The organism is Amycolatopsis sp., assembly GCF_035276945.1.
GTDB lineage: Bacteria > Actinomycetota > Actinomycetes > Mycobacteriales > Pseudonocardiaceae > Amycolatopsis_E.
Genome location: NZ_DATELF010000109.1, coordinates 28,097 through 54,260 on the forward strand (window position 1 = coordinate 28,097; position 26,164 = coordinate 54,260).

Sequence of the window (26,164 nt, forward strand, 5' to 3'; positions counted from 1 at the left end):
CGATAACGGCTACCGCAAGCGCCGTCGTCCGCAAGAGCCCGCCCCACTTCGAGATCACGTGACCAATCTCACTTGGGTACCGGGCGGTTCGGGTGGTTCTGGTCCTTGCTGACCGGTGAGTAACCTTCCGTCATGCGCGTGCTGATGTTGTCCTGGGAGTACCCGCCGGTCGTCGTCGGCGGGCTCGCCCGCCACGTGCACGCCCTGGCCCGGCACCTGGCCAGGGACGGGCACGAAGTCGTCGTGCTGTGCCGGCACGCCGCCGGGACGGACGCCAGCACGCATCCGAAGTCCGACCGGATCGTGGACGGCGTGCGGATCGTCCGGGTCGCCGAGGATCCGATGCACGTGACGTTCGAGCAGGATCTCATCCCCTGGACCCTGGCGATGGGTCATGCCATGGTCCGCGCCGGGCTTGAGCTGTTCCGCGGCTGGCAGCCCGAGGTCGTGCACGCGCACGACTGGCTGGTCACGCATCCCTCCATCGCCTTGGCCGAAACCGCCCGGACGCCTCTGGTCGGGACTATTCACGCCACGGAAGCCGGCCGCCACTCGGGATGGCTGTCGCACCCACTGAACCAGCAGGTGCACTCGGTCGAGTGGTGGCTGGCCAACCGCGCCGACGAGCTGATCACCTGTTCGCAGGCCATGCGCACGGAGGTGGCGCGCCTGTTCGACCTCCCGGCCGGCGACATCACGGTGATCCACAACGGGATAGAGGAACGCGGCTGGCGGGTCCCGGCGGACGAGGTCGAGACCGCGCGCCGGACCTATGCTCAGGCCGGCGAGCCGCTGCTGCTGTATTTCGGCCGCCTGGAATGGGAAAAGGGAGTGCAGGACCTGCTCGCCGCGCTCCCCGGGATCCGGCGCGCGCACCCGGGCACCCGCCTGGTCGTCGCGGGCCAGGGACGCCACCGCGACGAACTGATCAAGCAGGCTCGCAAGCTGCGGATCCGGCGTGCGGTCTCCTTCGCCGGGCACCTGTCCGACCGGGAGTTGCGGGCCGTGCTGGCCGCGGCCGACTCAGTCGTGCTGCCCAGCCGGTACGAGCCGTTCGGCATCGTCGCGCTGGAGGCCGCGGCCGCGCAGGCGCCGCTGATCGCCTCCACCGCGGGTGGGCTCGGCGAAGTCGTGATCGACGGGGTGACCGGCCTCGCCTTCACTCCCGGCGATGTCCCGGCGCTGACCGTGGCCGTGGACACCGTGCTCCGAAACCGCCGCGCCGCCGCCCGCCGCGCCCGCACCGCGCGGTCCCGCCTCGCCGTCGACTTCGACTGGGCCCAGATCGCGGCCGCCACCGCCGAGGTCTACCGCCGCGCCAAGACCGCCGAGCAGACCGAGTTCGGTCGCCCGAAGATCCCCACCGGTAACACCTTCGAGCCGTGAAAAACCGGGCCCGGCGGGGAGGGTGTTCCCGCCGGGCCCGGTGCCCGCGCCCGTCCGGCCACAGGTGGGGCGCGGAGCCGATTTTCCCGGTCAGGTAAGGAAAATCGGGGTTTTGTGTCGCCGCGGATCGGGGTCTTCACCTGCCTACAGTTCGGTCAGGTACCGCGCGTAGGCACCGGTGGTGAGAAAGCTCGGCAGCTTCTCGCCGAGCGCGGTCTCCTCGAAGATCGCCCGTGCGTCGTCGAGTCGTAGCCGGTCGCCCTCGCCCAGTTCGACGCTGACGGAGGCCAGTTCCTCGTTCAGGAAGCCGCGCACCAGTTCCGTGGTGATCGCGGTGCCGTCGGCGAGCTTGGTGCCGTTGCGGATCCACTGCCACACCTGGCAGCGGGCGATCTCCGCGGTGGCCGCGTCCTCCATCAGGTTGGAGATCGCCGCCGCGCCGGTGCCCCGCAGCCAGGAGTCCACATAGCGCAGTGCCACGTTGATGTTGGCGCGCAGGCCCTGCTCGGTGACGTCGCCGCCCGCGCTCGCCACGTTCAGCAGGTCCTCGGCGGTCACCGAGACGTCCTCACGCAGCCGGCCGAGCTGGTTCGGCCAGCCGCCGAGCACGCTGGTGAAAACCTCGTCGCACACCGGCACCAGTCCCGGATGCGCCACCCAGGAACCGTCGAATCCGTCGCCCGCCTCGCGTTCCTTGTCCTGGCGCACCTTCTCCAGCGCGGTAACAGTGATCTCCGGGATGTCCGGGATCTCCGGGATCTCCGGGATCCCCGGGTCCTTGCCGGGAATGAAGGCGGCCATCCCGCCGATCGCGTGCGCGCCGCGTTTGTGGCAGGTGCTCACCAGCAGTTCGGTGTAGGCGCGCATGAACGGCACGGTCATCGTGACCTGGGCGCGGTCGGGCAGCACGTAGTCCGCGCCGAGGGAACCGAAGGTCTTGATGATGCTGAAGATGTAGTCCCACCGTCCCGCGTTGAGACCCGCCGCGTGCTCACGCAGCTCGTAGAGGATTTCCTCCATTTCGAAGGCCGCGGTGATCGTCTCGATCAGCACGGTGGCCCGGATGGTGCCGCGTGGGATGCCGAGTTCCCGTTGCGCCAGCAGGAAGACGTCGTTCCACAGCCGGGCTTCTTCGTGGCTTTCCAGCTTGGGCAGGTAAAAGTACGGCCCGCTCCCCCGCGCGAGCAACTGGCGGGCGTTGTGGAAGAAGTACAGTCCGAAGTCCACCAGGCCGGCCGAAACCGGGCGGCCGTCGATGCGCAGGTGCTTCTCGACCAGGTGCCAGCCACGCGGGCGGGCGACGATGGTGGCGGGGCTGTCCCCGATCGCGTAACGCTTTCCGCCGGCGGTGAAGTCGATGGCGCGCCGGATCGCGTCGAACAGGTTGAGCTGCCCGCCGATCACGTTGTCCCAGGTGGGCGAGGTGGCGTCCTCGAAGTCGGCCAGCCAGACGCGCGCCCCGGAGTTGAGCGCGTTGACGGTCACTTTTCGGCCGGTGGGCCCGGTGATCTCCACCCGGCGGTCCTCCAGGCCGGGCGCGGGCGGGGCGACCTGCCAGGTCGGGTCGTTGCGGAGCCACCGGGTCTCCGGCCGGAAGTCGAGGGTTTCCTCGCCCGAGGCCAGCTTCTCGCGACGCAGGCGGCGCGCGTCGAGCAGTTCGCGGCGGCGGCCGGCGAACTCGTTGTCCAGGCGCGCGACGAAGTTCAGCGCGGCCGGGGTGAGGATCTCGCCGAACCGGTCCTTGAGCGGACCGGTGACCTGGATCCGGGACGTGAACCTTGCTGACATGACAAGCCTTCCGCGAGGGTGGGCGCCTCCCGGACGCCGTTGGCCGGGAGGCGCGGAGTCATGAGTGGACTCAGTGGAACTGGTCTTCTTCGGTGGAGCCCTTGAGCGCGGTGGTGGAGCTCTCCGGGTTCAGCGCGGTCGAGACCAGGTCGAACCAGCCGGTGCCGACCTCGCGCTGGTGCTTGGTCGCGGTGTAGCCACGCTCCTCCGCACCGAACTCGCGCTCCTGCAGGTCCACGTAGGCGGTCATGCCCTCGCGGGCGTAGCCGTGCGCCAGGTCGAACATCGAGTAGTTCAGGGCGTGGAACCCCGCCAGCGTGATGAACTGGAACTTGTAGCCCATGTGGCCCAGTTCGCGCTGGAACTTCGCGATGGTCGCGTCGTCCAGGTGCTTCCGCCAGTTGAACGACGGCGAGCAGTTGTAGGCCAGCAGCTGGTCCGGGTACTTCGCCTTGATCGCCTCGGCGAACTTCCGGGCGACCTCCAGGTCGGGCGTGGAGGTCTCCATCCACAGCAGGTCCGCATACTCGGCGTAGGCGAGGCCGCGGTCGATACACGGCTCGATGCCGTTACGCACCTTGTAAAAACCCTCCGAGGTGCGCTCGCCGGTGAGGTACTTCTGGTCGCGCTCGTCGACGTCGCTGGTGATCAGCGTGGCCGCCTGGGCGTCGGTGCGGGCGATGACGATCGACGGCACGTCGAGCACGTCGGCGGCCAGCCGGGCGGCGTTCAGCGTGCGCTCGTGCTGCTTGGTCGGGATGAGCACCTTGCCGCCGAGGTGACCGCACTTCTTCTCGGACGCGAGCTGGTCCTCCCAGTGCACGCCCGCGGCACCGGCCGCGATCATGCCCTTCATCAGCTCGAACGCGTTGAGCGGACCGCCGAAGCCCGCCTCGGCGTCGGCGACGATCGGGGCGTAGAAGTCGATGTCGGTGTTGCCCTCGGCCCAGTTGATCTGGTCGGCGCGGCCCAGCGCGTTGTTGATCCGGCGGACCACCGCCGGCACCGAGTTGGCCGGGTACAGGCTTTGGTCCGGGTAGGTCTGCCCGGCCAGGTTCGCGTCCGCCGCGACCTGCCAGCCGGACAGGTAGATCGCCCTGAGCCCGGCCCGGACCTGCTGGACGGCCTGGTTGCCGGTGAGCGCGCCGAGCGCGTGGATGTAGTCCTCGGTGTGCAGGAGGTGCCACAGCTTCTCGGCGCCCCGGCGGGCCAGCGTGTGCTCCTCGACCACGCTGCCGCGCAGCTTGATCACGTCGGCCGCGCCGTAGGACCGCTTGACACCCTGCCACCGAAGGTCGGTCTCCCACCGCTCGGCCAGCTCCGCGGCGGCCTGCTCGAACTGCTCTGCCATGAGTACTTCTCCACCTTTGCGAAGGTTGCGTACGGTCGCTTGCTGGTTTGACCATGACATGACCTGGGGAACAGTGGCCAGCGCTCCAATTTGCCAAGTTTTGCAAATTTTTCGTAGCATGTTGCGAACGTTGCGAACGAACCGGTTCACAACGCCGGAGCTGAACCGGTTTCTTGATCGGTAAGGCCCGGAAAACCTTCGGAGGAAACCGCGATGGACAAGACATTCGCCGGCGCGAAACTGAGGCATCTGCGGGAAAGCCGCGGGATGAGCCAGGCGGACCTGGCGCGCCTGCTGGAGATTTCCCCCAGTTATCTCAACCAGATCGAGCACAATTCGCGCCCGCTGACCGTGCCCGTCCTGCTGCGGATCACCGAAGCCTTCGGCGTCGACACCAAGTTCTTCGCCAACAACGACACCTCGCGCCTGGTCGCCGACGTCCGGGAGGCGCTGATGGACGAGGTGCTCGGGGTGGAGGCGACCCGCGGCGAGCTCAACGACCTGGCCACCAACCTGCCCACGATCGCGCAGGCGCTGGTCCGGCTGCACCGTAGCTACCGCAACGCGGTCGAGACCACCGCCGCGCTCGTCACCGAGAACGGCACGGGGCTGCACGGCAGCGCCGCCGCTTCCCTGCCCCACGAAGAGGTGCGGGACTTCTTCTACGACCGCGAGAACTACGTCGTCGAACTGGACGAACGCGCCGAGCGGATGGCCTCGGACATGGGACTCCAGCGCGGCGAGGTGCACGGCGCGCTCCAGGACCGCCTGGCCGAACGCTACGGCGTGCGGGTCACCAGCGAGGGCATCGACGAGGCCGGCGGCGAGCAGCACCGGTACGAGCCTGCCGCCCGCGTCCTGCGGCTCGCGCCCAGCCTGCGGATCGGGCAGCGGGCGTTTCGCATGGCCTCCCAGATCGCGCTGCTGGAGTACGACGACCTGATCACCGACCTGGCCGACTCATGGGCCTTCTCCGGTCCCGCCGCACGCTCGCTGGGCCGGGTCGGCCTGGCCAACTACTTCGCGGGCGCGCTGATCCTGCCCTACGGCGCCTTCCTGTCCGCGGCCGAGCGGCACCGGTACGACATCGAGCGGCTGTGCGACCACTTCGGCGTCGGGTTCGAAACGGTCTGCCACCGGCTGTCCACGTTGCAGCGGCCGAAGATGCGCGGGGTGCCGTTCTCCTTCGTGCGCGTCGACCGGGCGGGGAACATGTCGAAACGGCAGTCGGCGGCCGGGTTCCACTTCTCCCGGGTGGGCGGTGCCTGTCCACTGTGGAACATCTACGAGGCGTTCACCGCCCCCGGCAAGATCGTCACGCAGATCGCGACCCTGCCGGACGGCAAGAGCTACTTCTGGGTGGCGCGAACGGTGTCCCGCAACATCGGCGGCCACGGCAGTCCCGGCAAGATGTTCAGTGTCGGGCTCGGCTGCGAGTTGCGGCACGCGCGCCGGCTGGTCTACTCGACCGGCCTGGACCTTGACGACCGCGACGCGGCGACGCCGATCGGCATGGGCTGCAAGGTGTGCGAACGCCCGGCCTGCCCGCAGCGCGCTTTCCCGACCATCGGCAAGCAACTCACGGTGGACGAGAACACCAGCACCTTCGTTCCGTACCCGGCGGTGCCCAAGAGTTAGGACAGCGCTGTCGAGGGTGGTGGCGGGAGAGACAGGGTGACAGGAGAGATAGGGTGACAGGAGAGATAGGGTGGCGGGAGAGATAGGGTGACACTGTGACGACCACCTTCCCGCTGCTCACCATCTGTGGGAGCACCCGCGCCGGGTCGACGAACGCGGCGGTGCTGCGCACGGTGGCGGCGGTGGCCCCGGAGCCGGTGGTGGTCGACGGTTACGACGGCCTCTCCGGCCTCCCGCACTTCAATCCCGACGACGACCGCGAACCCCTGCACCCGGCGGTCGCCGACCTCCGTGGCCGGATCAAGGAGGCCGGCGCGCTGCTGTTCTGCACGCCGGAATACGCCGGGGCACTGCCGGGCTCGTTCAAGAACCTGCTCGACTGGACGGTGGGCGCGGAAGCGATGTACCACAAGCCGGTCGCCTGGATCAACGCGTCCTCCTCACTCACCGGCGCGAAGCACGCCCACGAATCGCTGCGGATCGTGCTGGGCTATCTCAACGTCGACCTGGTCGAGCAGGCCTGTGTGCACATTCCGGTCGGGCGCGATCTCCTCGGCGAAGACGGACTCGTCCACGACGAGCGGACCCGGGAACGAATCGCGGCCGCGGTGACCGCGCTGGCCTCGCACCGCTGAGACGGGCGAATCGCGCGTCACCGAATCGGGCCATTCAGCCGGCCACGCCGGGTCGTCCGGGTGACCGTTCCGCTCTTCGTCGACACCCCGATCGGGTCGTGGTGATCCAATTGTTTGGTTCCGTATTCACGCGACTACCCGCCGGAATTGAAGCTGCTAGGCTCCGACTGCTGGAATGATTCACGACGGGTGAATCACCAGATTTCATTCAACGCCGATTGGAGTCTCATGAAAAGACGTGGTTCCGGCAGATCCGCTTTTCTGCTGGCCCTGCTCGCCTCGTTGCTGGCCCTGGGCGCGCTACCCGCCCACGCCGATCCGGTGACCTGGCTGTTCACCAGTTGCCAGGACGTCCGCACCCATATTCTGCGCGCCCCGGACGGCGAATACGTACTGTCCAACAGCGGCCGGGTCTTCACGGTGTACTGCCACGACATGGCCGGAACGCCCCGCGAATACATCGACCTGACCGGCACCGGGCCGAACACGAACTTCTCCCAATACACCGCGGGCGGGGCGGCACCGGGCACGGACGTGCGCACGACCTTCACGAAGCTGCGCGTCGACCCGGCCACGCTGACCGTGGACATCGGAGACCTGACCTTCGCATCATCCACCGGGTCGCTGCTGCACGGCGGTCAAACGGTGACCGGCATGCCCTACGGCGTGGCGATGTCCTGCGTCGGTCCGAACAATGCCGCCGGCGCCGGGAACATCGACCTGCGGAACACCCCGTACCAGGTCGCCAACGCTTTCGTGGTCGGCGGTTTCGCGGCCACCGGATCCGCCACCGTCAGCCCGGACAACCAGGTAATCAATCTGCGGGGCGGCGGTTACTGCGGCTGGGTCACACCGGCCCCGGCGATGTACAACCCGTTCAATCCGAGCCCCGGTAACTACCATTTGAAGCTGGCCTGCGCGCCGACCGCGCCCGCCACCCCGCAGCGTCCCTTCTGCGTGAACGCCGCCTGATTTCTTTCCCGTTTCCGTTTCCGTTTCCCGAAGTGTGGCCGTCGTCTGCCCGGCGACGGCCACACTTCGTGCTCAGGACCCTGAGGCGAGCCAACTTTCGAAAATCAGTGCGCGGGCGGTGACAACGATCGGGACCCGGAAAAGGAGGACCATGCGGAAAATCCCGACTTTGTTCGCCCGCGATCCGGAAGACCTGCGTAAGGTGACCCGCGACGTCCGCCCGGCCTGCCAATGGGTGCTCGACGACGAAGGCGGCGCCACGCGGAAGTACGACGGCGCCTGCGTGCGGCTGAACGAGGCCCGGCCACTGGCGGGCGCGCCGGGAAGTCAAGGGGAGGATCGGCTACGGCGACCTCGATGGCCGCCCACAGCCGGTGGCGCCGGTCCTCCTGGTCTGGGCCAGATGAGCGCGTTCAAACCACGCGCGATCCTTCCTCGTCGGTCACATCGAGCGGGTTGAGGTCGAGTCCCGCCCGCCAGACGATCTCGGGTACCCGCTCCGGCAACGGGGTGGCGGTGTCGACCCGGCACGGAAACACCGGCGTTCCGGGAAGAACACGCTCGCCGTAGTCGTAGTCGTAGTCGTAGCGGTCCGGCGGCAGGCACAGGCCCGCCGAGGCACCGACTTCGAGGAGCGCGAGCGGCCCCGCAGCGCGGCGAGAGCGGGGAGAAGGGTCGCACAGCGCGCCGGTTCGTTGGTCCGCGTGCCGCGTTCCGCCATCACCTCGCGGATTTCGTTTTCGCGCTCGGCGAAAGCGGTTTGGAAAGTGGACCAGCCCCGGACCGGGCCGCACGGGTAGCCAACGGCGCCGAAGAACAGGTTCGGCTGCCGTTGCGGCGGCGGAAGTCCGGCGAGAAAGCCGATCATCCGCGGGTCGTCGGCAACTTGCGCGGAAATCTCCACGTACACGGCGAGTACCCCTTGGCCTCCCCTTCGGCGAACCCACGGGAGATCCGTGCGATCCGCCCGGTGGTTTCGCCAGCCATCGGTCAGGCTTCTTCGAGGGTTTTCTGGAGCGCCTCGTCGGCTTTGCGGGCCATGTCCTTGATGGCTTCGCGGCGTTCGGCGTCGGCCTCGTAGTCGGCGCGGCGGTCCCGCACCACGCGGGCCGGGGAGCCGACGGCGATGGCGTAGTCCGGGATGTCGCCGCGCACCACCGCGTGCGCGCCCAGCACGCAGCCGCGACCGATGCGGGTGCCGCGCAGCACCGACACCTTCGTGCCGATCCAGGTGTCCGGCCCGATCCGCACCGGCGACTTCACGATCCCCTGGTCCTTGATGGGCAGGTTGATGTCCGTGGTGACGTGGTCGAAGTCGCAGATGTAGACCCAGTCGGCGACCAGCGTGGCCGCGCCGAGCTCGATGTCGAGGTAGCCGTTGATCACGTTCTGCCTGCCGAAGACGGCCTTGTCGCCGATCCTCAGCGAGCCCTCGTGGCAGCGAATGGCGTTGCCGTCGCCGATGTGCACCCAGCGGCCGATCTCCATCCGCCCGTAACCGGGGCGGCAGTGGATCTCCACGTTCTTGCCGAGGAACACCATGCCCCGCAGGATGATGTGCGGGTTGGCCAGCCGGAACTTCAGCAGCCGCCAGTACCGCACGAGGTACCAGGGCGTGTAGGCACGGTTGCGAAGGGCCCAGCGCAGCGAGTCCCCGGTCAGGAACCGGGCCTGCCTCGGATCGCGGCGGGCCTGCCACCAGGCGTGGGCGCGGGAAATCACCGGCGCTCCCCACATCGATGTCATAGCATCGAGATTAGCCGCGGCGCGACGCGTCTCCGTTGAGGGTGGAGGTGGGCGCCGGGTGGGGTAGACCAGAGAAGGGAAACGGCCGAGTGGGCACCAAGCTGATCATCGACACCGACCCGGGTGTGGACGACGCGTTCGCGATCGCGCTGGCGGCGTTGAGCGAGGACGTGGACCTGCTGGGGGTGACCACGGTGTTCGGCAACGTGCCGCTGGAGAGCACCACTCGCAACGCGCTCCGTGTGCTCGCCCTGTGCGGCCGCCCGGACGTGCCGGTCGCGGCGGGTGCCGACCGGCCGCTGGTGCACCCGCAACGTCGCCGAGCGGCCCACATCCACGGATCCGACGGCCTGTCCGGCCGGTCCGCCGCGCTGCCCGAAGCCGGCCGTGAGCCCGACCCGGCGGGTGCGGTGAGCCTGCTCGTCTCCCTGCTCGAGGCCGCCGACGAGCCCGTCACCATCGCCCCGATCGGCCCGCTGACCAATATCGCGCTGCTGCTCGCCGCGCATCCGCGGGTCCGCGACAAGATCGCCAGGATCGTGGTCATGGGTGGCGGGCTCGGCGGCGGCAACATCACCGCGGTGGCCGAGTTCAACATCTGGAGCGACCCCGAAGCGGCCAGGCGGGTGCTGGTCGAGGAAAACGTGCCCTGCGTCCTCGTGCCGCTGAACCTGACACTGCGCTGCGCGGTGGATTCCGCCTGGCTGGGCAAGCTCGCCGCCGCCGGGCCGATCGGTACCGCCCTGAACGCCCTGACCCCCGACTACCTCGCCTCCTACCGGAAGGTGCTGGGCTGGGACGGGATAGCCATGCACGACGCGGTCGCGGTGGCCGAGGCGATCAGCCCCGGAATCCTGCGCACGGAGTCCTATCCGGTCGAGATCGACTGCACGCTGGGACCGGGCCGCGGCGCGACCCTGGTCGACCTGCGCCCTGAAGGTGCGCGCGACGAAGGCGAGGGCGACGTGACACCCTCGACGATCGAGGTCGCCGTCGACACCGATCTCGACGGGCTGCGGGGCTTCGTGCTCGGCCGGCTTTCCCGTCCGTGAATCACGGCTGAGGGATCGCCAGCCCAGCCAGGTCGCGGCTGAGCCGATCCCGGTCGCCTTCTCCAAGAGCGACGCAGCGCGGGTAGGTCATGCCGACGCCGGGATCGAGAATGCGCTCGCAGGCGATCTGGCATTCCTCGGCCCCGTAACGGTATTTGAGGCTCCTGCCCGGCCGTGGGAACGCTGTGGACAGCCGGATCTCGTGCTCGTCCCGATGCCCGGCCAGGCCGTGGAACGGATCCGAATACCGCAGGCCGCCGACGTCGAACGCGTGCACCTGCTCGCCGTCCCGGCCGTGCTTTCCGGGGGCCCGACTGATCATGATCACCTGGACGATCTCGTGCAGCACGCCGAGGGTGACGCAGGCGGGCACCTGAACCCGCCACCACAGCGGTGGCCGGGTGAGCTTGAGCTGGTGCACGCGGATCCGCGCGGACGCGGCGAACCGGCGCAGGGCCTCGTGCAGCTCACCGGCCCCGGGATGGTCAGTGGCGGCCACGACATCCAGACCGCCGCGGTCCCGCACATAGTGGTAGGCGTCCTCGACGCCCCGGCGTGCCCGCGTGGAAAGCGCATACTCGGTGACCAGCCAGCGGCGCTGTGTCTCGTCGATGCCGGGGCCCTCGTCCCAGTCGGCCAGCGCGGCCAGCGCGTGCGCCCGCAGGTTCCTGTACCGCAACGCGCTTCGCCAGGCCGGGAGCACCTCGTCCGCGAAGCCCGCCACCACGTCGACCGCGGCCACCCGCTCGACCGGCGCGGCGAACTCCGCGGCGTGCAGCATCCGCGCGGCCCCGTCCACCGGGCGGCGCGTGCCGAACCACCGCAGCGCCTGCCGCCAGGCCTCTTCCTCGGGCAACGGGGCGAGCCGGGCCAGCAGATCGGCGACCGGCAGATCAGAAGTCACGGCCTCGGGCGCGCGGGCGTCGAACTGTTCGCGGGCCCAGCGACCCAGATCGGTCAGCCGCCCCTGTTCGATCGCGCCGAACGTGGACAGCAGCGCGACGGCCGCTTCCACGGCAAGGCCCTCACCCTGCCGGAACGCCTTTTCCGCGGCTGAGGCGTCGTCGGCGTCGTAACCGTCGAGGATGTCCGACACGGCCTCTTCGCCGGCCTCGTGACCATTGGCGAGCACGGTGAGGATCGCGCGGCACAACGTAGGCGCCCCATGGCGGTTCGCGTCCTGCGATTCGGTGCGCAGCACGGCGTCGAGCCCCTTGAGCCACAGCTGCGGTGGGTCACCGTCGGCCTTGCGCGCGACGGCCCTCGCGGTACCGACCTCGATGAGCCCGGCCGCTTCGGCCGCCACCCACGGCCAGTGGATCGGTGGCACGTCGGCCGCGGTCCGCACCTTCGCCGGGGCCTGCACGCCCAGCGCCGCCGCCGCGGCGGGCAGGTCGGCCGGACGCAGCACACCCTTCGCCGTGACGGGCCTGCCGCTGCCCACCCACGCGGTGAGCTTCACGGCGGGCGAGAGGGCATGACTTGCCAAAGTGGACAGCTCGGAAGTCACCCGGAGGACTGTAGCCCTGACCGCCTGTGGTCAGCCGCGCACCTTCCACCACGCCGCACAGTCGGCGGGCAGTGCCACCCCAGCTGCCACCCCAGCTGCCACCCCAGCTGTCACCCCAGCCGTTGTCTCCGCCGCTGCCGGTGCGCTGCTCACCAACAGTTCGCCCGGCCGGTCCAGGCTGACTTCGGAGTCCGTGAAGTTCACCGTGCACACGAAATCGGAGCCGCGCCGGAAACTCAGCACACCCTCGGGCGCGTCGAGCCACCCGAACTCACCACCGATCTCCCGGCGCAAGCGGATCGCCTTGCGGTACAAGGAAAGCGTCGAATTCTCGTCGCCTTCCTGCGCGGCCGGGGTCAGTTCGGCCCACGAATCCGGCTGCGGGAGCCACGAACTCGTGGTGGAGAAGCCGAACGGCGCCGCGGTGCCCGACCACGGGATCGGCACCCGGCAGCCGTCCCGGCCGCGGTCGGTGTGCCCGGAGCGCTCCCACTGCGGATCGGCGAGCACCTCGTCGGGCAGATCGGTGACCTCGGGCAGGCCCAGTTCCTCGCCCTGGTAGACGTAGGTGACCCCGGGCAACGCGAAGGTCAGCAACGAGGCCGCCCGCGCCCGCCGCACGCTGCCGAGCCTGGTCGCGTGGCGCACGATGTCGTGATTGGACAGTACCCAGGTGCTCGGCGCGTTCACCCGGTTCGCCGCGTCCAGGGACTCCGAGATGGCCCGACGGAACTGAGCGGCGTCCCACCGCGCCTTCACGTAGTGAAAGTTGAACGCCTGGTGCAGTTCGTCGGCCCGGAGGTAGCGCGCGAGCCGTTCCGGGCTGGGCGCCCACGACTCGGCGACCCCGATCCGCTCGCCGGGGTAGGAATCGAGGATCTTGCGCCACCTGCGGTAGATCTCGTGCACGCCGTCCTGGTCGAAATAGGGCAGCTCGGCCAGCCCGGCGTGCCCGCGCCGCTGGCCCGGCCCGGCGTCGGGCAGGCCACCGGCCTTGATCAGCCCGTGCGCCACGTCGATGCGGAGGCCGTCGACGCCGAGGTCGAGCCAGAACCGCAGGATGTCCTCGAACTCGGCGCGGACCTCCGGGTTCTCCCAGTTCAGGTCGGGCTGTTCCGGGGCGAACAGGTGCAGGTACCACTCACCGTCATCGCCGGTGCGGGTCCAGGCGGGGCCGCCGAACACCGACTCCCAGTCGTTGGGCGGGCGGTCGCCGGTCCCGTTCCGGAAGAAGTACCGGGCCCGGGCCTCGGGCTTGCCGGCCAGGGCGTCGGAGAACCACGGGTGCTTCGAGGAGGTGTGGTTGGGCACCAGGTCCACGATCACCCGCAGGCCGAGCGCGTGTGCCTCGCCGAGCAGCGCGCGGAACTCGCCGAGATCACCGAACAGCGGGTCCACGTCACGGTAGTCCGCGACGTCGTAGCCGCCGTCGGCCATCGGTGAGGGATAGAACGGAGTGATCCAGACGGCGTCCACGCCGAGGCCCGCGAGGTAGTCCAGCCGGCTCCGGGCGCCGGCGAGGTCGCCGACCCCGTCGCCGTTTCCGTCGGCGAAGCTGCGGATGTAGATCTGGTAGACGACGGCGGCGCGCCACCAGCCGGTGCTCTCGCTGCTCTTCAAAAGGCTTCCCCTCAGGACTCGGTCGGCGCCAGCCCCAGGATGCCCGCGGGCCGAGGGCGACACCACCCACAAGCACTTCCTCGAAAACGCTTTCAACCATTCAGCCGAGCGCGTTGTAGAGCCGCTTGCTTGCCGGGGCGTAGCCGATCCGCTGGTAGCCGCGCCAGGAGTGCTCGCCCGGCCCGGCGCCGAGTACGCCGATTTGTGCACATACTCCTAAATCCTTGCCCCGGAGGTCAGGGGTGTGACCAGGACCACTCACGTCGGCGGATCCGCCCGCACGCAGGCCCTGAACCACCTCAGAGCGGGCGGGTCGAGAGAGGGCGGTCACTCGCGCGACTTGTCGACAAGTAGGTGGTTGGCGGGATCCCACAACTTTCGGCCCCGGCAGGTGGTGGGTCCCACGATTCCCGTACCGGACGGTAGCGGACAAGGTAGGGAACCGGAGATCCCTGCCCCGGAAAGTTCCGCTGTAACCGATCTTTGGGAGGCTAACTCGGTGTTCAGCCGCATCGCCATCGTCAACCGGGGAGAGGCCGCCATGCGGCTGATCCACGCCGTCCGCGAGTTCAATGCCGAGACCGGGGCTCTGATCGAGACCATCGCGCTCTACACCGAAGCCGAGCGCACGGCCACCTTCGTGCGCGAAGCGGATCACAGCCACTGCCTCGGTCCCGCGTCCGCGCGACCCTATCTGGACCACGCCGTCCTGGAACGTGCACTGGTCGAGACGCGAGCCGACGCGGCGTGGGTCGGCTGGGGCTTCGTAGCCGAAGACCCTGCCTTCGCCGAACTCTGCGAGAAGATCGGTGTCACCTTCATCGGCCCGAGCGCCGAGGCCATGCGCAAGCTCGGTGACAAGATCGGCGCGAAGCTGATCGCCGAGGAGGTCGGCGTGCCGGTCGCCCCGTGGAGCCGGGGCCCGGTGGAAAGCCTGGACGCCGCACTCGAGGCCGCCGAGCGGATCGGCTACCCGCTCATGCTCAAGGCGACCGCGGGCGGCGGCGGCCGGGGCATCCGCGTGATCCGCGACGCCGGTGAACTCGCCGACGCCTACGAGCGCACCAGCCTGGAGGCCGAGCGCGCGTTCGGCAGCGGCGTGGTGTTCCTGGAACGGCTGGTCACCGGCGCGCGGCACGTCGAGGTGCAGGTGATCGCGGACGGGCAGGGCACCGCGTGGGCGCTGGGCGTGCGCGACTGCTCGGTGCAGCGCCGCAACCAGAAGGTCATCGAGGAGTCGTCCTCCCCGCTGCTGTCACCCGAGCAGGCGGCCGAACTCAGGACCTCGGCCGAGCGGCTGGCGCTGGCCGTGGACTACCGGGGCGCGGGCACCGTGGAGTTCCTCTACCACCCCGGCGAAAAGCTGTTCGCCTTCCTGGAGGTCAACACCCGGCTGCAGGTCGAGCACCCGATCACCGAGGCGACCACCGACTTCGACCTGGTCAAGGCGCAGCTGCAGGTCGCCTCGGGCGGCAGGCTCGACGGCGGATGCCCGGCCGAGTTCGGCCACGCCATCGAAGCCCGGCTCAACGCCGAGGACCCCGACCGCGACTTCGCGCCCGCGCCCGGCCGGATCGCCCGCCTCGACCTCCCCAGCGGTCCCGGGATCCGGGTGGACACCGGGGTCGCCGAGGGCGACACCATCCCGGCCGACTTCGACTCGATGATCGCCAAGATCATCGCCTTCGGACGGACCCGCGACGAGGCGCTGGGCCGGCTCCGCCGCGCGATGTCCGAGACCACGGTGATCATCGAGGGCGGCGCCACCAACAAGAGCTTCATCCTCGACCTGCTCGACCAGCCCGAGGTGATCGACGCGAGCGCCGACACCGGCTGGATCGACCGCGTGCGCGCCGAAGGCCGTCTGGTTTCCACGAAGAACTCCGGGATCGCGCTCGCCGCTGCGGCAATCGAGGGGTATGAGGACGAAAAACTCGTCGAACGTCAGCGCCTGCTGTCGACCGCGCACGGCGGCCGTCCACAGGTCCAGCACAAGAGTGGGCGCCCGATCGACCTCAAACTGCGGGGCGCGACCTACCGCGTGGCGGTCGCGCAGATCGGGCCGCGGCGCTTCCGGGTCGGCATCGGCGACGGCCATATCGTGGATGCCCAGGTCGAGCGGTTCGACGAGCACGCCGGCCGGATCACCGTCAACGGGTCCCGGTTCCGGCTGGTCACCGCCACGCATGGGCCGATCCACCTGGTCGAGGTGGACGGCGTCACGCACCGGGTGAGTCGCGACGAGGGCGGCGTGGTCCGCTCCCCCGCCCCCGCGCTGGTGGTCGCCACGCCGCTGGAGCCCGGTGCGGAGGTCGAGGCGGGCGCCCCCGTGCTCGTGCTGGAGAGCATGAAGATGGAGACCGTGCTGCGCGCGCCGTTCAAGGCGAAGCTGCGCGAGTGCCTGGTCTCCGTGGGCAGCCAGGTCGAGACCGGCGCGCCACTGCTGCGCCTGGAACCGCTGGGCGAGCCAGGCACGGAAGGGGCCGTGCCGGCCGAGGCGGTCGATCTCGAGCTGCCACCCGGGCCTGCCGAACTGTCCGCCGAAGCCCGTGTCGCCCGGGGCATCACCGATCTGCGTGCCCGCATGCTCGGCTACGACGTCGACCTTCGCGACGAACGCCGGGCCCTGTCGGACTATCTGGTGGCGCGCGCCGAACTGAGGCACCGGCCGCTCGAAGACGAGGTCGAGCTGCTGCGTGTGTTCGCCGACCTGTCCGAGCTGAGCCGCAACAAGTCGGCGGGCGAGGAGACCAGGGCGGACACGCGGGTGCACAGCCCGCGCGAGTACTTCCACACCTACCTCCAGAGCCTCGACGTCGAGCGGGCCGGGCTGTCCGAGACCTTCCGGAACCGGCTGGCCAAGGTGCTCGGGCACTACGGAGTGACCGACTTCGAGCGGACGTCTGCCCTCGAAGAAACCGTTTTCCGGATTTTCCTTGCCCAGCAACGGGCTTCGTCGGACGTGGTGATCGCCACGAAGCTGCTCCAGCAGTGGCTTTCCGAGCCGCCGCCCGGAAACGGCCTGCGCGAGCTGGTCGGCCAGGCGCTGGAACACCTGATCCTGGCCACCCAGGTCCGCTTCCCGGTCGTCGGCGACCTCGCGCGCAGCGTCGTGTTCCGCTGGGCCGCCCAGCCCATGTTGCGGCGCAAGCGGGCCGAGGTCTACGCCGCCGTCCGCGACCATCTGAAGCACCTCGACCGGAACCCCGAAGCGCTGGACCGCGCGGAACGGATCGCCCGGATGGTGGCCTCGCCCGAGCCTTTGGTCCGGCTGCTCGGCCAGCGCATGAGCAAACCGGGCCTGGACCACGGCCCGATGCTCGAGGTGCTGAGCCGCCGCTACTACGGCAACCGCGGGGCGACCGAGGCCCGGTGCCGGCAGGTGGACGGGCACTCGTTCTTCACCGCCGAATACGACCTGGACGGTGCGCCGTTCCGGCTCGTCGCCGCGGCCACGGACTTCACCGAACTGGCTTCGACGCTGCGCACGGTCGCCGAACTGGGCGGCGGCGCCTTCGTCGCCGACATTTACCTGACCTGGCACGACCAGCCGGACGTCGACGCCATGGCCGCCTCCCTGCGGGAGGTGTTCGACGCCGCCGCGCTGCCCGCCGGGGTCCGGCGCGTGACGATGACGGTGGCCGGGCGCACCGGCGCGGTCATGCACCACCACTTCACGTTCCGGCCGGGCGCCGGCGAGGACCGGCTGATCCGGGGCCTGCATCCGCTGATCGCCCGGCGGCTGGAGCTGCAGCGGCTGCGCGACTTCGACCTGACCCGGCTGCCTTCGGCGGACGAGGAGGTCTACCTCTTCCGCTGCGTCGCGCCGAAGAACCCGTCCGACGAACGGCTCGTCGCGATGTCCCAGGTCCGCGACCTCACCCCGCTGAGGGACGCCGAGGGCCGCATCATCGCGCTGCCCGCGGTCGAAGGCTCGCTGGACGCGTGCCTCGACGCGATCCGCAAGGTACAGGCGCAACGTCCGGCGAAGAAACGGTTCGACACCAACCGGATCTTCATCTACGTGTGGCCGCCGAGCGAGCTGACCCTGGAGGAGCTCAACGGCCTCGCCCAGCGCGTGCTGCCGACCACGGCGGGCGCCGGGCTGGAGGAGGTCCAGTTCCTGGGCCGCCAGCGGGACAGCACGACCGGGGAACTGCACGACATCGCGGTGCGGATCTCCTACGACAACGGCATCCGGGTGTCGGTCGACGAACCGACCGCCGAGCTGATCCAGCCGCTCGACGACTACCGCCAGAAGGTGCTGCGCGCGCGGCGCCGGGACACCGTCTACCCCTACGAACTCACCGACATGCTCGCCGGCCCGCGCGGCGGCTTCACCGAGCACGATCTGGACGACACCGGCAAGCTGGTGCCGGTCGACCGGTCGAAGGGGCAGAACAAGGCGGCGATCGTCGCGGGCGTGGTGAGCACACCGACCGAGCGGTATCCCGAAGGCGTCACCAGGGTCGTGCTGCTCGGCGACCCGACCAAGGCGCTCGGCGCGCTGTCCGAGCCCGAGTGTGCCCGGGTGATCGCCGCGCTCGACCTCGCCGAGGAGATGGGCGTGCCGGTCGAGTGGTTCGCCCTGTCGGCCGGCGCGCGGATTTCCATGGACTCCGGCACCGAGAACATGGACTGGGTCGCGGCCGCGCTCAAGCGAATCGTGCGGTTCACCCAGGACGGCGGTGAGATCAACATCGTGGTCGCCGGGATCAACGTGGGCGCCCAGCCGTACTGGAACGCCGAGGCCACGATGCTCATGCACACCAAGGGAATCCTGGTGATGACCCCGGACTCGGCGATGGTGCTGACCGGGAAGCAGTCACTGGACTTCTCCGGTGGCGTGTCGGCCGAGGACAACTTCGGCATCGGCGGCTACGACCGGGTGATGGGCCCCAACGGCCAGGCGCAGTACTGGGCGCCGGACCTGCGGTCCGCCCGCAACGTCCTGATGGCGCACTACGACCACGCCTACGTCGCGCCGGGCGAGCCGGGCCCGCGGCGGGCGGCCACGTCGGACCCGGTGGACCGGGACATCTCGGGCTACCCGCATGCCGTGCCGGACAGCGACTTCACCACGGTGGGACAGATCTTCTCGCGCGAGACCAACCCGGACCGCAAGAAGCCGTTCAACATCCGGACGCTGATGCGGGCCGTCGCCGACGCCGATCACCCGATCCTGGAACGCTGGGCGGGCATGGCGGACGCGGAAACCTCGGTCATCCAGGACGTGCACCTCGGCGGCTGGCCGGTGTGCCTGGTCGGGATCGAGTCCCGTTCGGTGCCGCGACGCGGTTTCCCGCCCACCGACGGGCCCGACACCTACACCGCGGGCACCCTGTTCCCGCGGTCGTCGAAGAAAACGGCGCGGGCGATCAACGCGGCGAGCGGGAACCGGCCGCTGGTCGTGCTGGCCAACCTCTCGGGCTTCGACGGCTCACCCGAGTCGATGCGCAAGCTCCAGCTCGAGTACGGCGCCGAAATCGGCCGGGCGATCGTGAACTTCCAGGGCCCGATCGTGTTCTGCGTGATCTCGCGGTACCACGGCGGCGCGTTCGTGGTGTTCTCCAAGGCGCTCAACCCGAACATGACGGTGCTGGCGGTGGACGGCTCGTTCGCGTCGGTGATCGGCGGTGCGCCCGCGGCCGCGGTGGTGTTCGCCGGCGAGGTCAACGCGCGCACGGCGAGCGACCCGCGGGTGGTCGAGCTGGAAGCGCGGCTCGCCGCGGCGACCGGCGCGGAACGGGCGACGCTGGCCACCCAGCTGTCCGAGCTCCGGTCGTCGGTGCGGGCGGAGAAACTCGGCGAGGTGGCCACGGAGTTCGACGCGGTGCACAGCATCCAGCGCGCCGTGGAGGTCGGTTCGGTCGACGCGATCATCCGGCCCGAGGAGCTGCGCCCGCAGATCATCGCCGCGATCGAGCGAGGCCTGTCCCGTTAGCTCAAACCACCTTCAAGATCAAGTAAGTTCGGGTTGGCCGCTTGAGGCCACCTCACCCGAGGTGGCCTCAAAGGTCCGGCCAGGACAGGGCCAGCCGGGTGTGCGTCTTCTCGAGGATCACCCCACCCGCCGGCCCGGCGCTCGATCTGTCCGATGTGGACCGTGGGTAGGCGTCGATGCGGAGGGCACGTTCGCCCGGGCGGCCTGCCGCGTCCCACGCCCGCACGCCCTCGGCGAGCGCGGCGGCCAGCTCCTCGCCGGCGGGCCCGTAGCCGAGGGCTTCCTCATGACCGAAAACGGCGACGCTGTCTCGCGTGTGGAGGCCCGCGGTGTACCGCCGGTCCTGGATGCGCAGAGGGGCCGACAGCAGGGCCCCATGGCTCGCGGTGGTCGACTCGAACAGCACGCACCAGCGCGGATCCCCAATCGCCAGCGACAGGCCGAGCCCGCCGAGGAGCTGCCGGGGATCGATACCCACCCCGGTCGGTCGCCGGACCGGCGGCCCGCCGAGCGCGGCCAGCAGCGCCTGCGGGTCAAGGTCACCACCCAGCGGCAGCGTGATCGCCAGCCCGGAATCCGCGTCGAGCACCCGCGTCCGTTCCGGCCCGGCGAAGGCGCCGCGCAGCCGCATGAACCCGCAGGGCAGCGCGGACCGGCTCGTCAGGTGACCGTCGCCCACCGCCTCGAACGCCACCGACCGCTGGGTTCCGGCCAGGTCCAGCGGCACCACGATCCGCCCGCCCGGGGCGAGCTGCGCCAGCCAGGCCGGCGCGAGGTCCCAGACGCCGACCGTGGCGATGATCCGGTCGTGGGGGGCGCGTGCGGGGTAACCCTCGACGGCGTCCGCGCAGACCACGGTGACGTCCGGATGTCCGGCCCGCGCCAGGTTTTCACGCGCTCCCGCGACCACGTCCTCGTCGATGTCCATGCTGACGACCTCGCCACCGGGTGACACGAGGTGCGAGATCAGGGCCGCGTTGTACCCGGTGCCCGCGCCGATCTCGAGCACCCGCTGACCCCGCTGGAGGCCGAGCTGGTCCAGCATCAGCGCCATGATCGCGGGTTGCGAGGACGAGCTGACCGGCTGGCCGTCGGCGTCACGTTTGATCACGATCGCCTCGTCCTGGTACGCCGTCTCGGGTGGGACCCCAGGCAGGAACAGGTGGCGGGGCACCGCCTCGAACGCGCCGAGCACTTCTTCGCTGATGGTGCGGTAGCTCCCCCGCAGCCACTGGACCATGCTCGCTCGGAGCGCCGCCGGACCGGGTGTCACCCGATAATTGGATCACGACACCATAAGGAGGGAAAATCGATGGGACTGGCCAAGGTCTGGGTCCACACGTTCACCGACGGCCTCATCCGTGCCGATCACATCATCGGCCTGTCCACACACCCGACCCCCGCCCTGTCCGGCAAGGCGGCACACTGGCTGGTGGACGCCACCCTGGCGGTATCGGTGGGCAGCGGGACCGCGGACGGACTGAACATCAGCGTCCTGCACCGGACGTTGATCCAAACCCGCGCCGAACCCCTGGGCGCGATCGAGGCGTTCGCGCAGCTCCTGGCGAGGCTCCACGACGGCGACCCGGCCGGCATCATCACCGCCCGGATCGCCGAAGCGACCGCGGTCACCCCGGGAACCAGCCGCGTCGAGTTCAGCTTCAAACCCTTCACCGACGCGGCCGACCTCACCACCAGCGGCAACCACACCCCCTGACCCACCCGAGTCCACCCCCCGCGCCAGGCGAGTCGGGCTTTCGCGACAAGCGAGTCGGGCTTTCGTGACGGGCGAGTCGGGCTTTCGTGACGGGCGAGTCGGGCTTTCGTGACGGGCGAGTCCAGCCCACACGACGGGCGAGTCCGGCTCCCGCCCCAGGCGAGTCCAGCCCTCGCGACGGGCGAGTCCGGCTTTCGCGACGGGCGAGTCCGGCTTTCGCGACAAGCAGTCCGTCATTCGCGACGGCCAGGCTGCCAAACAGGAACGGGTGCGGCGCGAAGACGGAACGCGGGCCGCGGAATGCGGACGGTCACCAAAAGCCGGACTCACCTGTCACCAAAGCCGGACTCGCCTGGCGCGAAAGCCCGACTCGCGTCTCGAGCTCGTAAGGAGCTCTCGCAGTCCCAGAAACTAAGCCTTGCTAATAGCTCTCACTAGGAGCTAACTTGGAGGGGTGGCGACGACGCGACTGGCCGAGAACCTGATGGCGCACATGACCGGCCTGCGCCGCGTGGTCCGCCGCCGGGTGCGGGAGAAGCTACCCGGCGCCCCGCTCCGCGGCGCACAGGCGGAGTTGCTGCGCACGGTGGAGGAGCAGCCGGGTATCGGCGTCGCGGCCGCCGCGCGGGCACTGCACCTGGCGGGCAACTCGGTGAGCACGCTGGTCAACCAGCTTGTCGAGGCCGGGATGCTGGAACGGCACATCGACCCCGCCGACCGCAGGGCAGTCCGACTGGAACTGACCAAGGCCGCGCGGGCAAGGCTCGCGACCTGGCGCCGCACCCGAACGGAATTCGTGGCCGGCGCGCTGACCCGACTGTCCGAAGAGGACCGATACGCGATCGAAGCGGCGCTGCCCGCTCTCGGCAGGCTGCTGGAAGCACTGTGAAATCGGAGGCACGATGACACCGGCAGTGCGCTGTACCGGGCTCCGGCATTCGTTCGGCACCAACGTCGCCGTCGACGGCGTCGACCTGGAGATCGCGGCCGGGACGGTGTTCGGCCTGCTCGGCCCCAACGGCGCGGGCAAGACCACGACGATCCGCATGATCACCACCCTGCTGCCGGTCGGCATCGGCACCGTCGAGGTGTTCGGGCTGGACGTCACCCACCGGAAGATGGCGGTCCGCAGGCTCATCGGCTATGTGCCGCAACAGCTTTCCGCCGACTCGGCGCTCACCGGCCGGGAGAACGTCGCCCTGTTCGCCCGGCTCTTCGACGTGCCGAGAAGGTCCCGTACCGTCCAGGTTGACGCGGCGCTCGAAGCGGTCGGCCTGCTCTCCGACGCCGACCGCCCCGCCGCCGGGTACTCCGGCGGCATGATCCGGCGCCTCGAGCTGGCCCAGGCGCTGGTCAGCTCGCCACGGTTGCTGATCCTCGACGAGCCCACGATCGGCCTCGACCCGATCGCGCGGTCGAACGTGTGGGACCGCATCGAGCAGATCCGCGCGGACACCGGGATGACCGTGCTCGTCACCACGCACTACATGGACGAGGCCGAGCAGTACTGCGAGCGGGTCGCGCTGATGCACCGCGGCCGGATCCGCGCGCAGGGCAGCCCCGCCGAACTCGAACGGCAGCTCGGTCCGGATTCCACTTTGGACGACGTGTTCCGTGTCGTGACCGGTGACGAACTGGAAGAGGCGTCAGGAGGGATGCGCGATGTCCGTGCCACTCGCCGTACAGCCCGCCGCCTGGGCTAGGTTTCCCGCCCGCGTGGGTGCGATGTGCCTGGTGGAGTTGCAGAAGCTCCGCCGCGACAAGTCGGAACTGATCACCCGCGCGATCCAGCCCGCGTTGTGGCTGCTCATCTTCGGCGAGACGTTCACGCGACTGCGCGCGATCCCCACCGGGAACACCCCGTACCTGGACTACCTGGCGCCCGGCATCCTGGCCCAGTCCGCGCTGTTCATCGCGATCTTCTACGGCATTCTGATCATCTGGGAGCGCGACGCCGGAGTGCTGTCGAAGCTGCTGGTCACGCCGACGCCCCGCGCCGCGCTGGTGGCCGCGAAAGCGTTTGCGGCCGGTATCCGCGCCCTCACTCAGGCCCTCATCGTGCTGGTGCTGGCCGCCCTGCTGGGCGTCGGACTGACCGCGAACCCGGTCAAGCTGCTCGGGACGGCCTTCGCGGTCGTGCTCGGCTCGGCGTTCTTCTGCTGCCTGTCGATCGTGATCGCCGGGCTGGTGATGACCAGGGAACGGGTGATGGGCATCGGGCAGGCGATCACCATGCCACTGTTCTTCGGCTCCAACGCGCTCTACCCCGTCGAGCTGATGCCGGGCTGGCTCAAGGTGCTCAACCACGTCAACCCGCTCAGCTACGAGGTTGACGCCCTGCGCGGCCTGCTGATCGGCACGCCGTCCCATCTCCTGCTGGACTTCGGGGTGCTCGCCGGCGCCACGGTCGCGGCGATCTGGGTCGCTTCGGCGCTGATGGGAAGGCTGGTCCGCTGACCGGGTTTGCCTGATCCACCCTCTGGGTACCCGCCGGGCGCAGCACTGCGTGTGATCGTAGTGGCCGATCCGGTGATAAAGGGGACGAGAGAATGGCTCGTTCGGAAAGCGCGCAAGTCCGGGTTCACGGGCTCCAGCCGGTGCAGGTACTGGCCGGCCTGGTGGGCTTGGTCTATCTCGTCGGCGGGGCGGTCGGTTTCGGCCGGACCGGCTTCGCCGACTTCGCCGGGCATCAGCACGTGATGCTGCTCGGCTTCATGATCAACCCGCTGCACAACCTGGTGCACGTCGTGGTCGGCGTGCTCGGCGTACTCACGGCCAGCGGTTCGGGGCTGTCCCGGGCCTACGGCTGGATCCTGTTCGTGGGCTACGGCCTGATCTCCATCTGGGGCCTGATGCTCACCGGGGTGATCTCGTCCAATCCGGTGTCGAATTTGGGCAACCCGCTGAACATCAACGCCGCGGACAACTGGCTGCACATCTTCACCGCCCTGCTCGGCCTGGTGATCGCGATCATGCCGGCGCGCAAGGCGGTGCACGTGCCCGCCACGCAGACCGCGCCCGCCGGTACCACCGACACCACCGCGACGACCACCGAAGAGCGCCCCGGCCGCGGCTTCCTGCACCGGCGCAGGCACGTCGCGCACTGATCGGGCAGACTGCTCCGCGTGAACGGAACGGTTCTGGTACTCGGCGGCCGCAGCGAGATCGGGCTCGCCGTCGCATCGCGGCTGGCCACGTCGCGGAAGGTCGTACTCGCGGCCCGGCGCAGCGGAGACCTCGACGGAGAAGAGGAAACGCTGCGCCAGGCCGGTGCGGCCGAGGTGGCGCGCGTGGAGTTCGACGCCGACGACATCGCGCTCCACCGGCCCGTGCTGGACGAGATCTTCGCCAAGCACGGGCCGGTGGACGTGGTCGTCGTCGCCTTCGGTGTGCTCGGCGACCAGCAGCGCGCCGAGACCGACGCGGCGCACGCAGTGTCCATTGTGCACACCGACTATGTCGCGCACGTGAGCGTGCTGACCGAGTTGGCGAACCTGCTGCGCACGCGGGGCAGCGGGCAACTCGTGGTGTTCTCCTCGGTGGCCGGGGTGCGGGTCCGCCACGCGAACTATGTGTACGGCTCGGCGAAAGCGGGACTGGACGGGTTCGCCAGCGGCCTGGCCGACGCCCTGCACGGCAGCGGTGTGCGGCTGCTGCTGGTAAGGCCGGGTTTCGTGATCGGGAGGATGACCGCGGGCATGTCGCCGGCCCCGTTCTCCAGCACGCCGGAGCAGGTAGCCGACGCCACGGTAACCGCGCTTCGCCGCGGCCGCGGCGAGGTCTGGGTTCCCGCGATCCTGCGGCCGGTCTTCGCCGTCATGCGACTGCTCCCCCGCCCGCTTTGGCGCCGTCTCCCTCGTTGAAGGGGCTTTCAGAACCGGCAAGAAATTTCACCGCCTCCCGCTCCCGCCCGGGCCGCCGGACGCTGAGTCACCCCTCCTCTCAACTGGTCCGGACCAATTCGATACTGGCGGGCTGGGGTCGGCCACCCGCACCGGGAGCCCGCCGGTGGCCACCGAAAGACCGTGCCAGCCAGCGGGGCACGAGGCGCCGGGGCCGGCAGTGGGGTGAGTCCGGGAGCGGCGGCCGAACCTTTCGTCTACGGCCCCGTGCTCGAGGCGCTTCGCACGATCTGTGCCCCGATCGGCCGGCTGAGCCCGGTCGCGGGCGCGCTCCGGCCGCCGCTGCCCGAGCTGGCCGAACTCCTGCCGCCCCAGCCGCACCAGACCGGCAGACCTCTGGAGTTCCGCACGATCCGGGAACTGCTCGACGCGTGCGGTCCCACCCTGCTGGTACTCGACGACGTGCACCGCGCCGACGAGCACACCCACGATCTGCTGCCTTTTCTGTTGTCCAGACCATCGGCCCGGCTCGGCATCGTGCTCGTCGCCGAACGGCCGCACACGCTGTCCCTCCGCCCGTCGCCCGGAGTCCGGTGGGCCCGGCTCGAACCCGGCCCGCTCGCCGCGGCCGACCTGCGCCGGCTCGCCGTCAGTTCCCTGGGCTGCCAACCGGCGACGCGGCCACCTTCGACGAGGCACACGAGACGTACGCGGACCTGCCGATGCACTACCCGGCGACACTCCCGCGGAACGCGCCGCACTGGCGCGGCTGGACGGCGGCGACCGGAAAGCCCTTGACGAGTTGAGCCGCGTCGCCGAGTGGTATCAGCGTCTCGGCGCGACCAGAGACGCCGGGCGCTATCGTCACGCCTTGCGGGAGCACGGCGCGCGAGTGCCGTCGGGGCGCGGCCGCCGCGGCTACGGGCGAGAGCTTTCGCCGCACGAACGGGAGGTCGCCCGGAT

20 protein-coding genes and 1 pseudogene are annotated in these 26,164 nt (G+C 69.9%); 13 read left to right on the forward strand and 8 right to left on the reverse strand.

Annotated elements, in window-relative coordinates; genetic code table 11:
- The first annotated feature begins 132 nt into the window (after positions 1–132).
- Positions 133–1,386 (forward strand): glycosyltransferase family 4 protein, encoded by a 1,254-nt coding sequence (locus VJT49_RS19330; RefSeq protein ID WP_324166253.1) that lies wholly within the window; start codon positions 133–135, stop codon positions 1,384–1,386.
- Positions 1,387–1,530: 144 nt separating this feature from the next.
- On the opposite strand, the gene aceB is transcribed toward VJT49_RS19330, so the two are convergent.
- Positions 1,531–3,174: a malate synthase A gene (gene aceB, locus VJT49_RS19335; protein ID WP_324166254.1), complete on the reverse strand. Its 1,644-nt coding sequence runs from the start codon at positions 3,172–3,174 to the stop codon at positions 1,531–1,533.
- Positions 3,175–3,244: 70 nt separating this feature from the next.
- Positions 3,245–4,525: an isocitrate lyase gene (aceA, locus tag VJT49_RS19340; protein WP_324166255.1), complete on the reverse strand. Its 1,281-nt coding sequence runs from the start codon at positions 4,523–4,525 to the stop codon at positions 3,245–3,247.
- 213 nt (positions 4,526–4,738) lie between these two features.
- Between aceA and VJT49_RS19345 the strand changes: the two genes are divergently transcribed.
- From VJT49_RS19345 to VJT49_RS19355, 3 genes are all read left to right on the forward strand, one after another.
- Positions 4,739–6,163: a short-chain fatty acyl-CoA regulator family protein gene (locus tag VJT49_RS19345; protein ID WP_324166256.1), complete on the forward strand. Its 1,425-nt coding sequence runs from the start codon at positions 4,739–4,741 to the stop codon at positions 6,161–6,163.
- A 95-nt stretch (positions 6,164–6,258) separates the two neighbouring features.
- Positions 6,259–6,798: an NADPH-dependent FMN reductase gene (locus VJT49_RS19350; protein WP_324166257.1), complete on the forward strand. Its 540-nt coding sequence runs from the start codon at positions 6,259–6,261 to the stop codon at positions 6,796–6,798.
- A 228-nt stretch (positions 6,799–7,026) separates the two neighbouring features.
- Positions 7,027–7,770, forward strand: a complete 744-nt coding sequence (locus tag VJT49_RS19355) for a GON domain-containing protein (protein WP_324166258.1) — start codon at positions 7,027–7,029, stop codon at positions 7,768–7,770.
- A gap of 413 nt (positions 7,771–8,183) precedes the next feature.
- Here VJT49_RS19355 and VJT49_RS19360 read toward each other — a convergent pair.
- Positions 8,184–8,638: pseudogene (locus tag VJT49_RS19360) on the reverse strand (DUF2332 family protein).
- Between the two features lie 122 nt (positions 8,639–8,760).
- Positions 8,761–9,516 carry an acyltransferase gene (locus VJT49_RS19365; RefSeq protein ID WP_324166260.1) on the reverse strand — a complete coding sequence of 252 codons (756 nt, stop codon included), beginning with the start codon at positions 9,514–9,516 and terminating at the stop codon, positions 8,761–8,763.
- A gap of 89 nt (positions 9,517–9,605) precedes the next feature.
- Here VJT49_RS19365 and VJT49_RS19370 point away from each other — a divergent pair, with 89 nt between their 5' ends.
- Positions 9,606–10,568, forward strand: a complete 963-nt coding sequence (locus VJT49_RS19370; protein ID WP_324166261.1) for a nucleoside hydrolase — start codon at positions 9,606–9,608, stop codon at positions 10,566–10,568.
- A 1-nt stretch (position 10,569) separates the two neighbouring features.
- Here the strand turns inward: VJT49_RS19370 and VJT49_RS19375 are convergent, their stop codons facing one another.
- From VJT49_RS19375 to VJT49_RS19385, 3 genes are all read right to left on the reverse strand, one after another.
- Positions 10,570–12,078: a plasmid pRiA4b ORF-3 family protein gene (locus tag VJT49_RS19375; protein WP_324166262.1), complete on the reverse strand. Its 1,509-nt coding sequence runs from the start codon at positions 12,076–12,078 to the stop codon at positions 10,570–10,572.
- A gap of 30 nt (positions 12,079–12,108) precedes the next feature.
- Positions 12,109–13,698 carry a glycoside hydrolase family 13 protein gene (locus VJT49_RS19380; protein ID WP_324166263.1) on the reverse strand — a complete coding sequence of 530 codons (1,590 nt, stop codon included), beginning with the start codon at positions 13,696–13,698 and terminating at the stop codon, positions 12,109–12,111.
- 100 nt (positions 13,699–13,798) lie between these two features.
- Positions 13,799–13,960: a hypothetical protein gene (locus VJT49_RS19385; RefSeq protein ID WP_324166264.1), complete on the reverse strand. Its 162-nt coding sequence runs from the start codon at positions 13,958–13,960 to the stop codon at positions 13,799–13,801.
- A gap of 237 nt (positions 13,961–14,197) precedes the next feature.
- Between VJT49_RS19385 and VJT49_RS19390 the strand changes: the two genes are divergently transcribed.
- Positions 14,198–19,642: a carboxyl transferase domain-containing protein gene (locus VJT49_RS19390; protein ID WP_324166265.1), complete on the forward strand. Its 5,445-nt coding sequence runs from the start codon at positions 14,198–14,200 to the stop codon at positions 19,640–19,642.
- 67 nt (positions 19,643–19,709) lie between these two features.
- Here VJT49_RS19390 and fxlM read toward each other — a convergent pair whose 3' ends face one another.
- Positions 19,710–20,915: a methyltransferase, FxLD system gene (gene fxlM, locus VJT49_RS19395; protein WP_324166266.1), complete on the reverse strand. Its 1,206-nt coding sequence runs from the start codon at positions 20,913–20,915 to the stop codon at positions 19,710–19,712.
- Between the two features lie 39 nt (positions 20,916–20,954).
- Between fxlM and VJT49_RS19400 the strand changes: the two genes are divergently transcribed.
- The 7 genes from VJT49_RS19400 to VJT49_RS35335 all read left to right on the forward strand — a co-directional run bounded on the left by VJT49_RS19400 (position 20,955) and on the right by VJT49_RS35335 (position 25,999).
- Positions 20,955–21,359: a hypothetical protein gene (locus VJT49_RS19400; RefSeq protein WP_324166267.1), complete on the forward strand. Its 405-nt coding sequence runs from the start codon at positions 20,955–20,957 to the stop codon at positions 21,357–21,359.
- Positions 21,360–21,843: 484 nt separating this feature from the next.
- Complete coding sequence (locus VJT49_RS19405; RefSeq protein ID WP_324166305.1) at positions 21,844–22,248, forward strand: MarR family winged helix-turn-helix transcriptional regulator; 405 nt, start codon at positions 21,844–21,846, stop codon at positions 22,246–22,248.
- Between the two features lie 13 nt (positions 22,249–22,261).
- On the forward strand, positions 22,262–23,062 hold the full coding sequence (locus VJT49_RS19410) for an ABC transporter ATP-binding protein (RefSeq protein ID WP_324166268.1): 801 nt from the start codon (positions 22,262–22,264) through the stop codon (positions 23,060–23,062).
- Entirely contained in the window at positions 23,022–23,816 is a 795-nt protein-coding gene (locus tag VJT49_RS19415; RefSeq protein ID WP_324166269.1) for an ABC transporter permease, read from the forward strand. The genes VJT49_RS19410 and VJT49_RS19415 overlap by 41 nt, the downstream gene beginning before the upstream one ends.
- 92 nt (positions 23,817–23,908) lie before the next feature.
- Positions 23,909–24,466: a DUF4383 domain-containing protein gene (locus tag VJT49_RS19420; RefSeq protein WP_324166270.1), complete on the forward strand. Its 558-nt coding sequence runs from the start codon at positions 23,909–23,911 to the stop codon at positions 24,464–24,466.
- Positions 24,467–24,484: 18 nt separating this feature from the next.
- On the forward strand, positions 24,485–25,222 hold the full coding sequence (locus VJT49_RS19425; RefSeq protein ID WP_324166271.1) for an SDR family NAD(P)-dependent oxidoreductase: 738 nt from the start codon (positions 24,485–24,487) through the stop codon (positions 25,220–25,222).
- A gap of 204 nt (positions 25,223–25,426) precedes the next feature.
- Positions 25,427–25,999 carry an AAA family ATPase gene (locus VJT49_RS35335; RefSeq protein ID WP_414636032.1) on the forward strand — a complete coding sequence of 191 codons (573 nt, stop codon included), beginning with the start codon at positions 25,427–25,429 and terminating at the stop codon, positions 25,997–25,999.
- Positions 26,000–26,164 lie beyond the last annotated feature (165 nt).

Coding starts and splice junctions, on each gene's coding strand:
- aceA (WP_324166255.1), bottom strand. CDS start 4,525: ATGGCAGAGCAGTTCGAGCAGGCCGCCGCGGAGCTGGCCGAGCGGTGG.
- VJT49_RS19345 (WP_324166256.1), top strand. CDS start 4,739: ATGGACAAGACATTCGCCGGCGCGAAACTGAGGCATCTGCGGGAAAGC.
- VJT49_RS19410 (WP_324166268.1), top strand. CDS start 22,262: ATGACACCGGCAGTGCGCTGTACCGGGCTCCGGCATTCGTTCGGCACC.
- VJT49_RS19400 (WP_324166267.1), top strand. CDS start 20,955: ATGGGACTGGCCAAGGTCTGGGTCCACACGTTCACCGACGGCCTCATC.
- VJT49_RS19365 (WP_324166260.1), bottom strand. CDS start 9,516: ATGACATCGATGTGGGGAGCGCCGGTGATTTCCCGCGCCCACGCCTGG.
- VJT49_RS19330 (WP_324166253.1), top strand. CDS start 133: ATGCGCGTGCTGATGTTGTCCTGGGAGTACCCGCCGGTCGTCGTCGGC.
- VJT49_RS19420 (WP_324166270.1), top strand. CDS start 23,909: ATGGCTCGTTCGGAAAGCGCGCAAGTCCGGGTTCACGGGCTCCAGCCG.
- VJT49_RS19355 (WP_324166258.1), top strand. CDS start 7,027: ATGAAAAGACGTGGTTCCGGCAGATCCGCTTTTCTGCTGGCCCTGCTC.
- VJT49_RS19405 (WP_324166305.1), top strand. CDS start 21,844: ATGGCGCACATGACCGGCCTGCGCCGCGTGGTCCGCCGCCGGGTGCGG.
- aceB (WP_324166254.1), bottom strand. CDS start 3,174: ATGTCAGCAAGGTTCACGTCCCGGATCCAGGTCACCGGTCCGCTCAAG.
- VJT49_RS19415 (WP_324166269.1), top strand. CDS start 23,022: ATGTCCGTGCCACTCGCCGTACAGCCCGCCGCCTGGGCTAGGTTTCCC.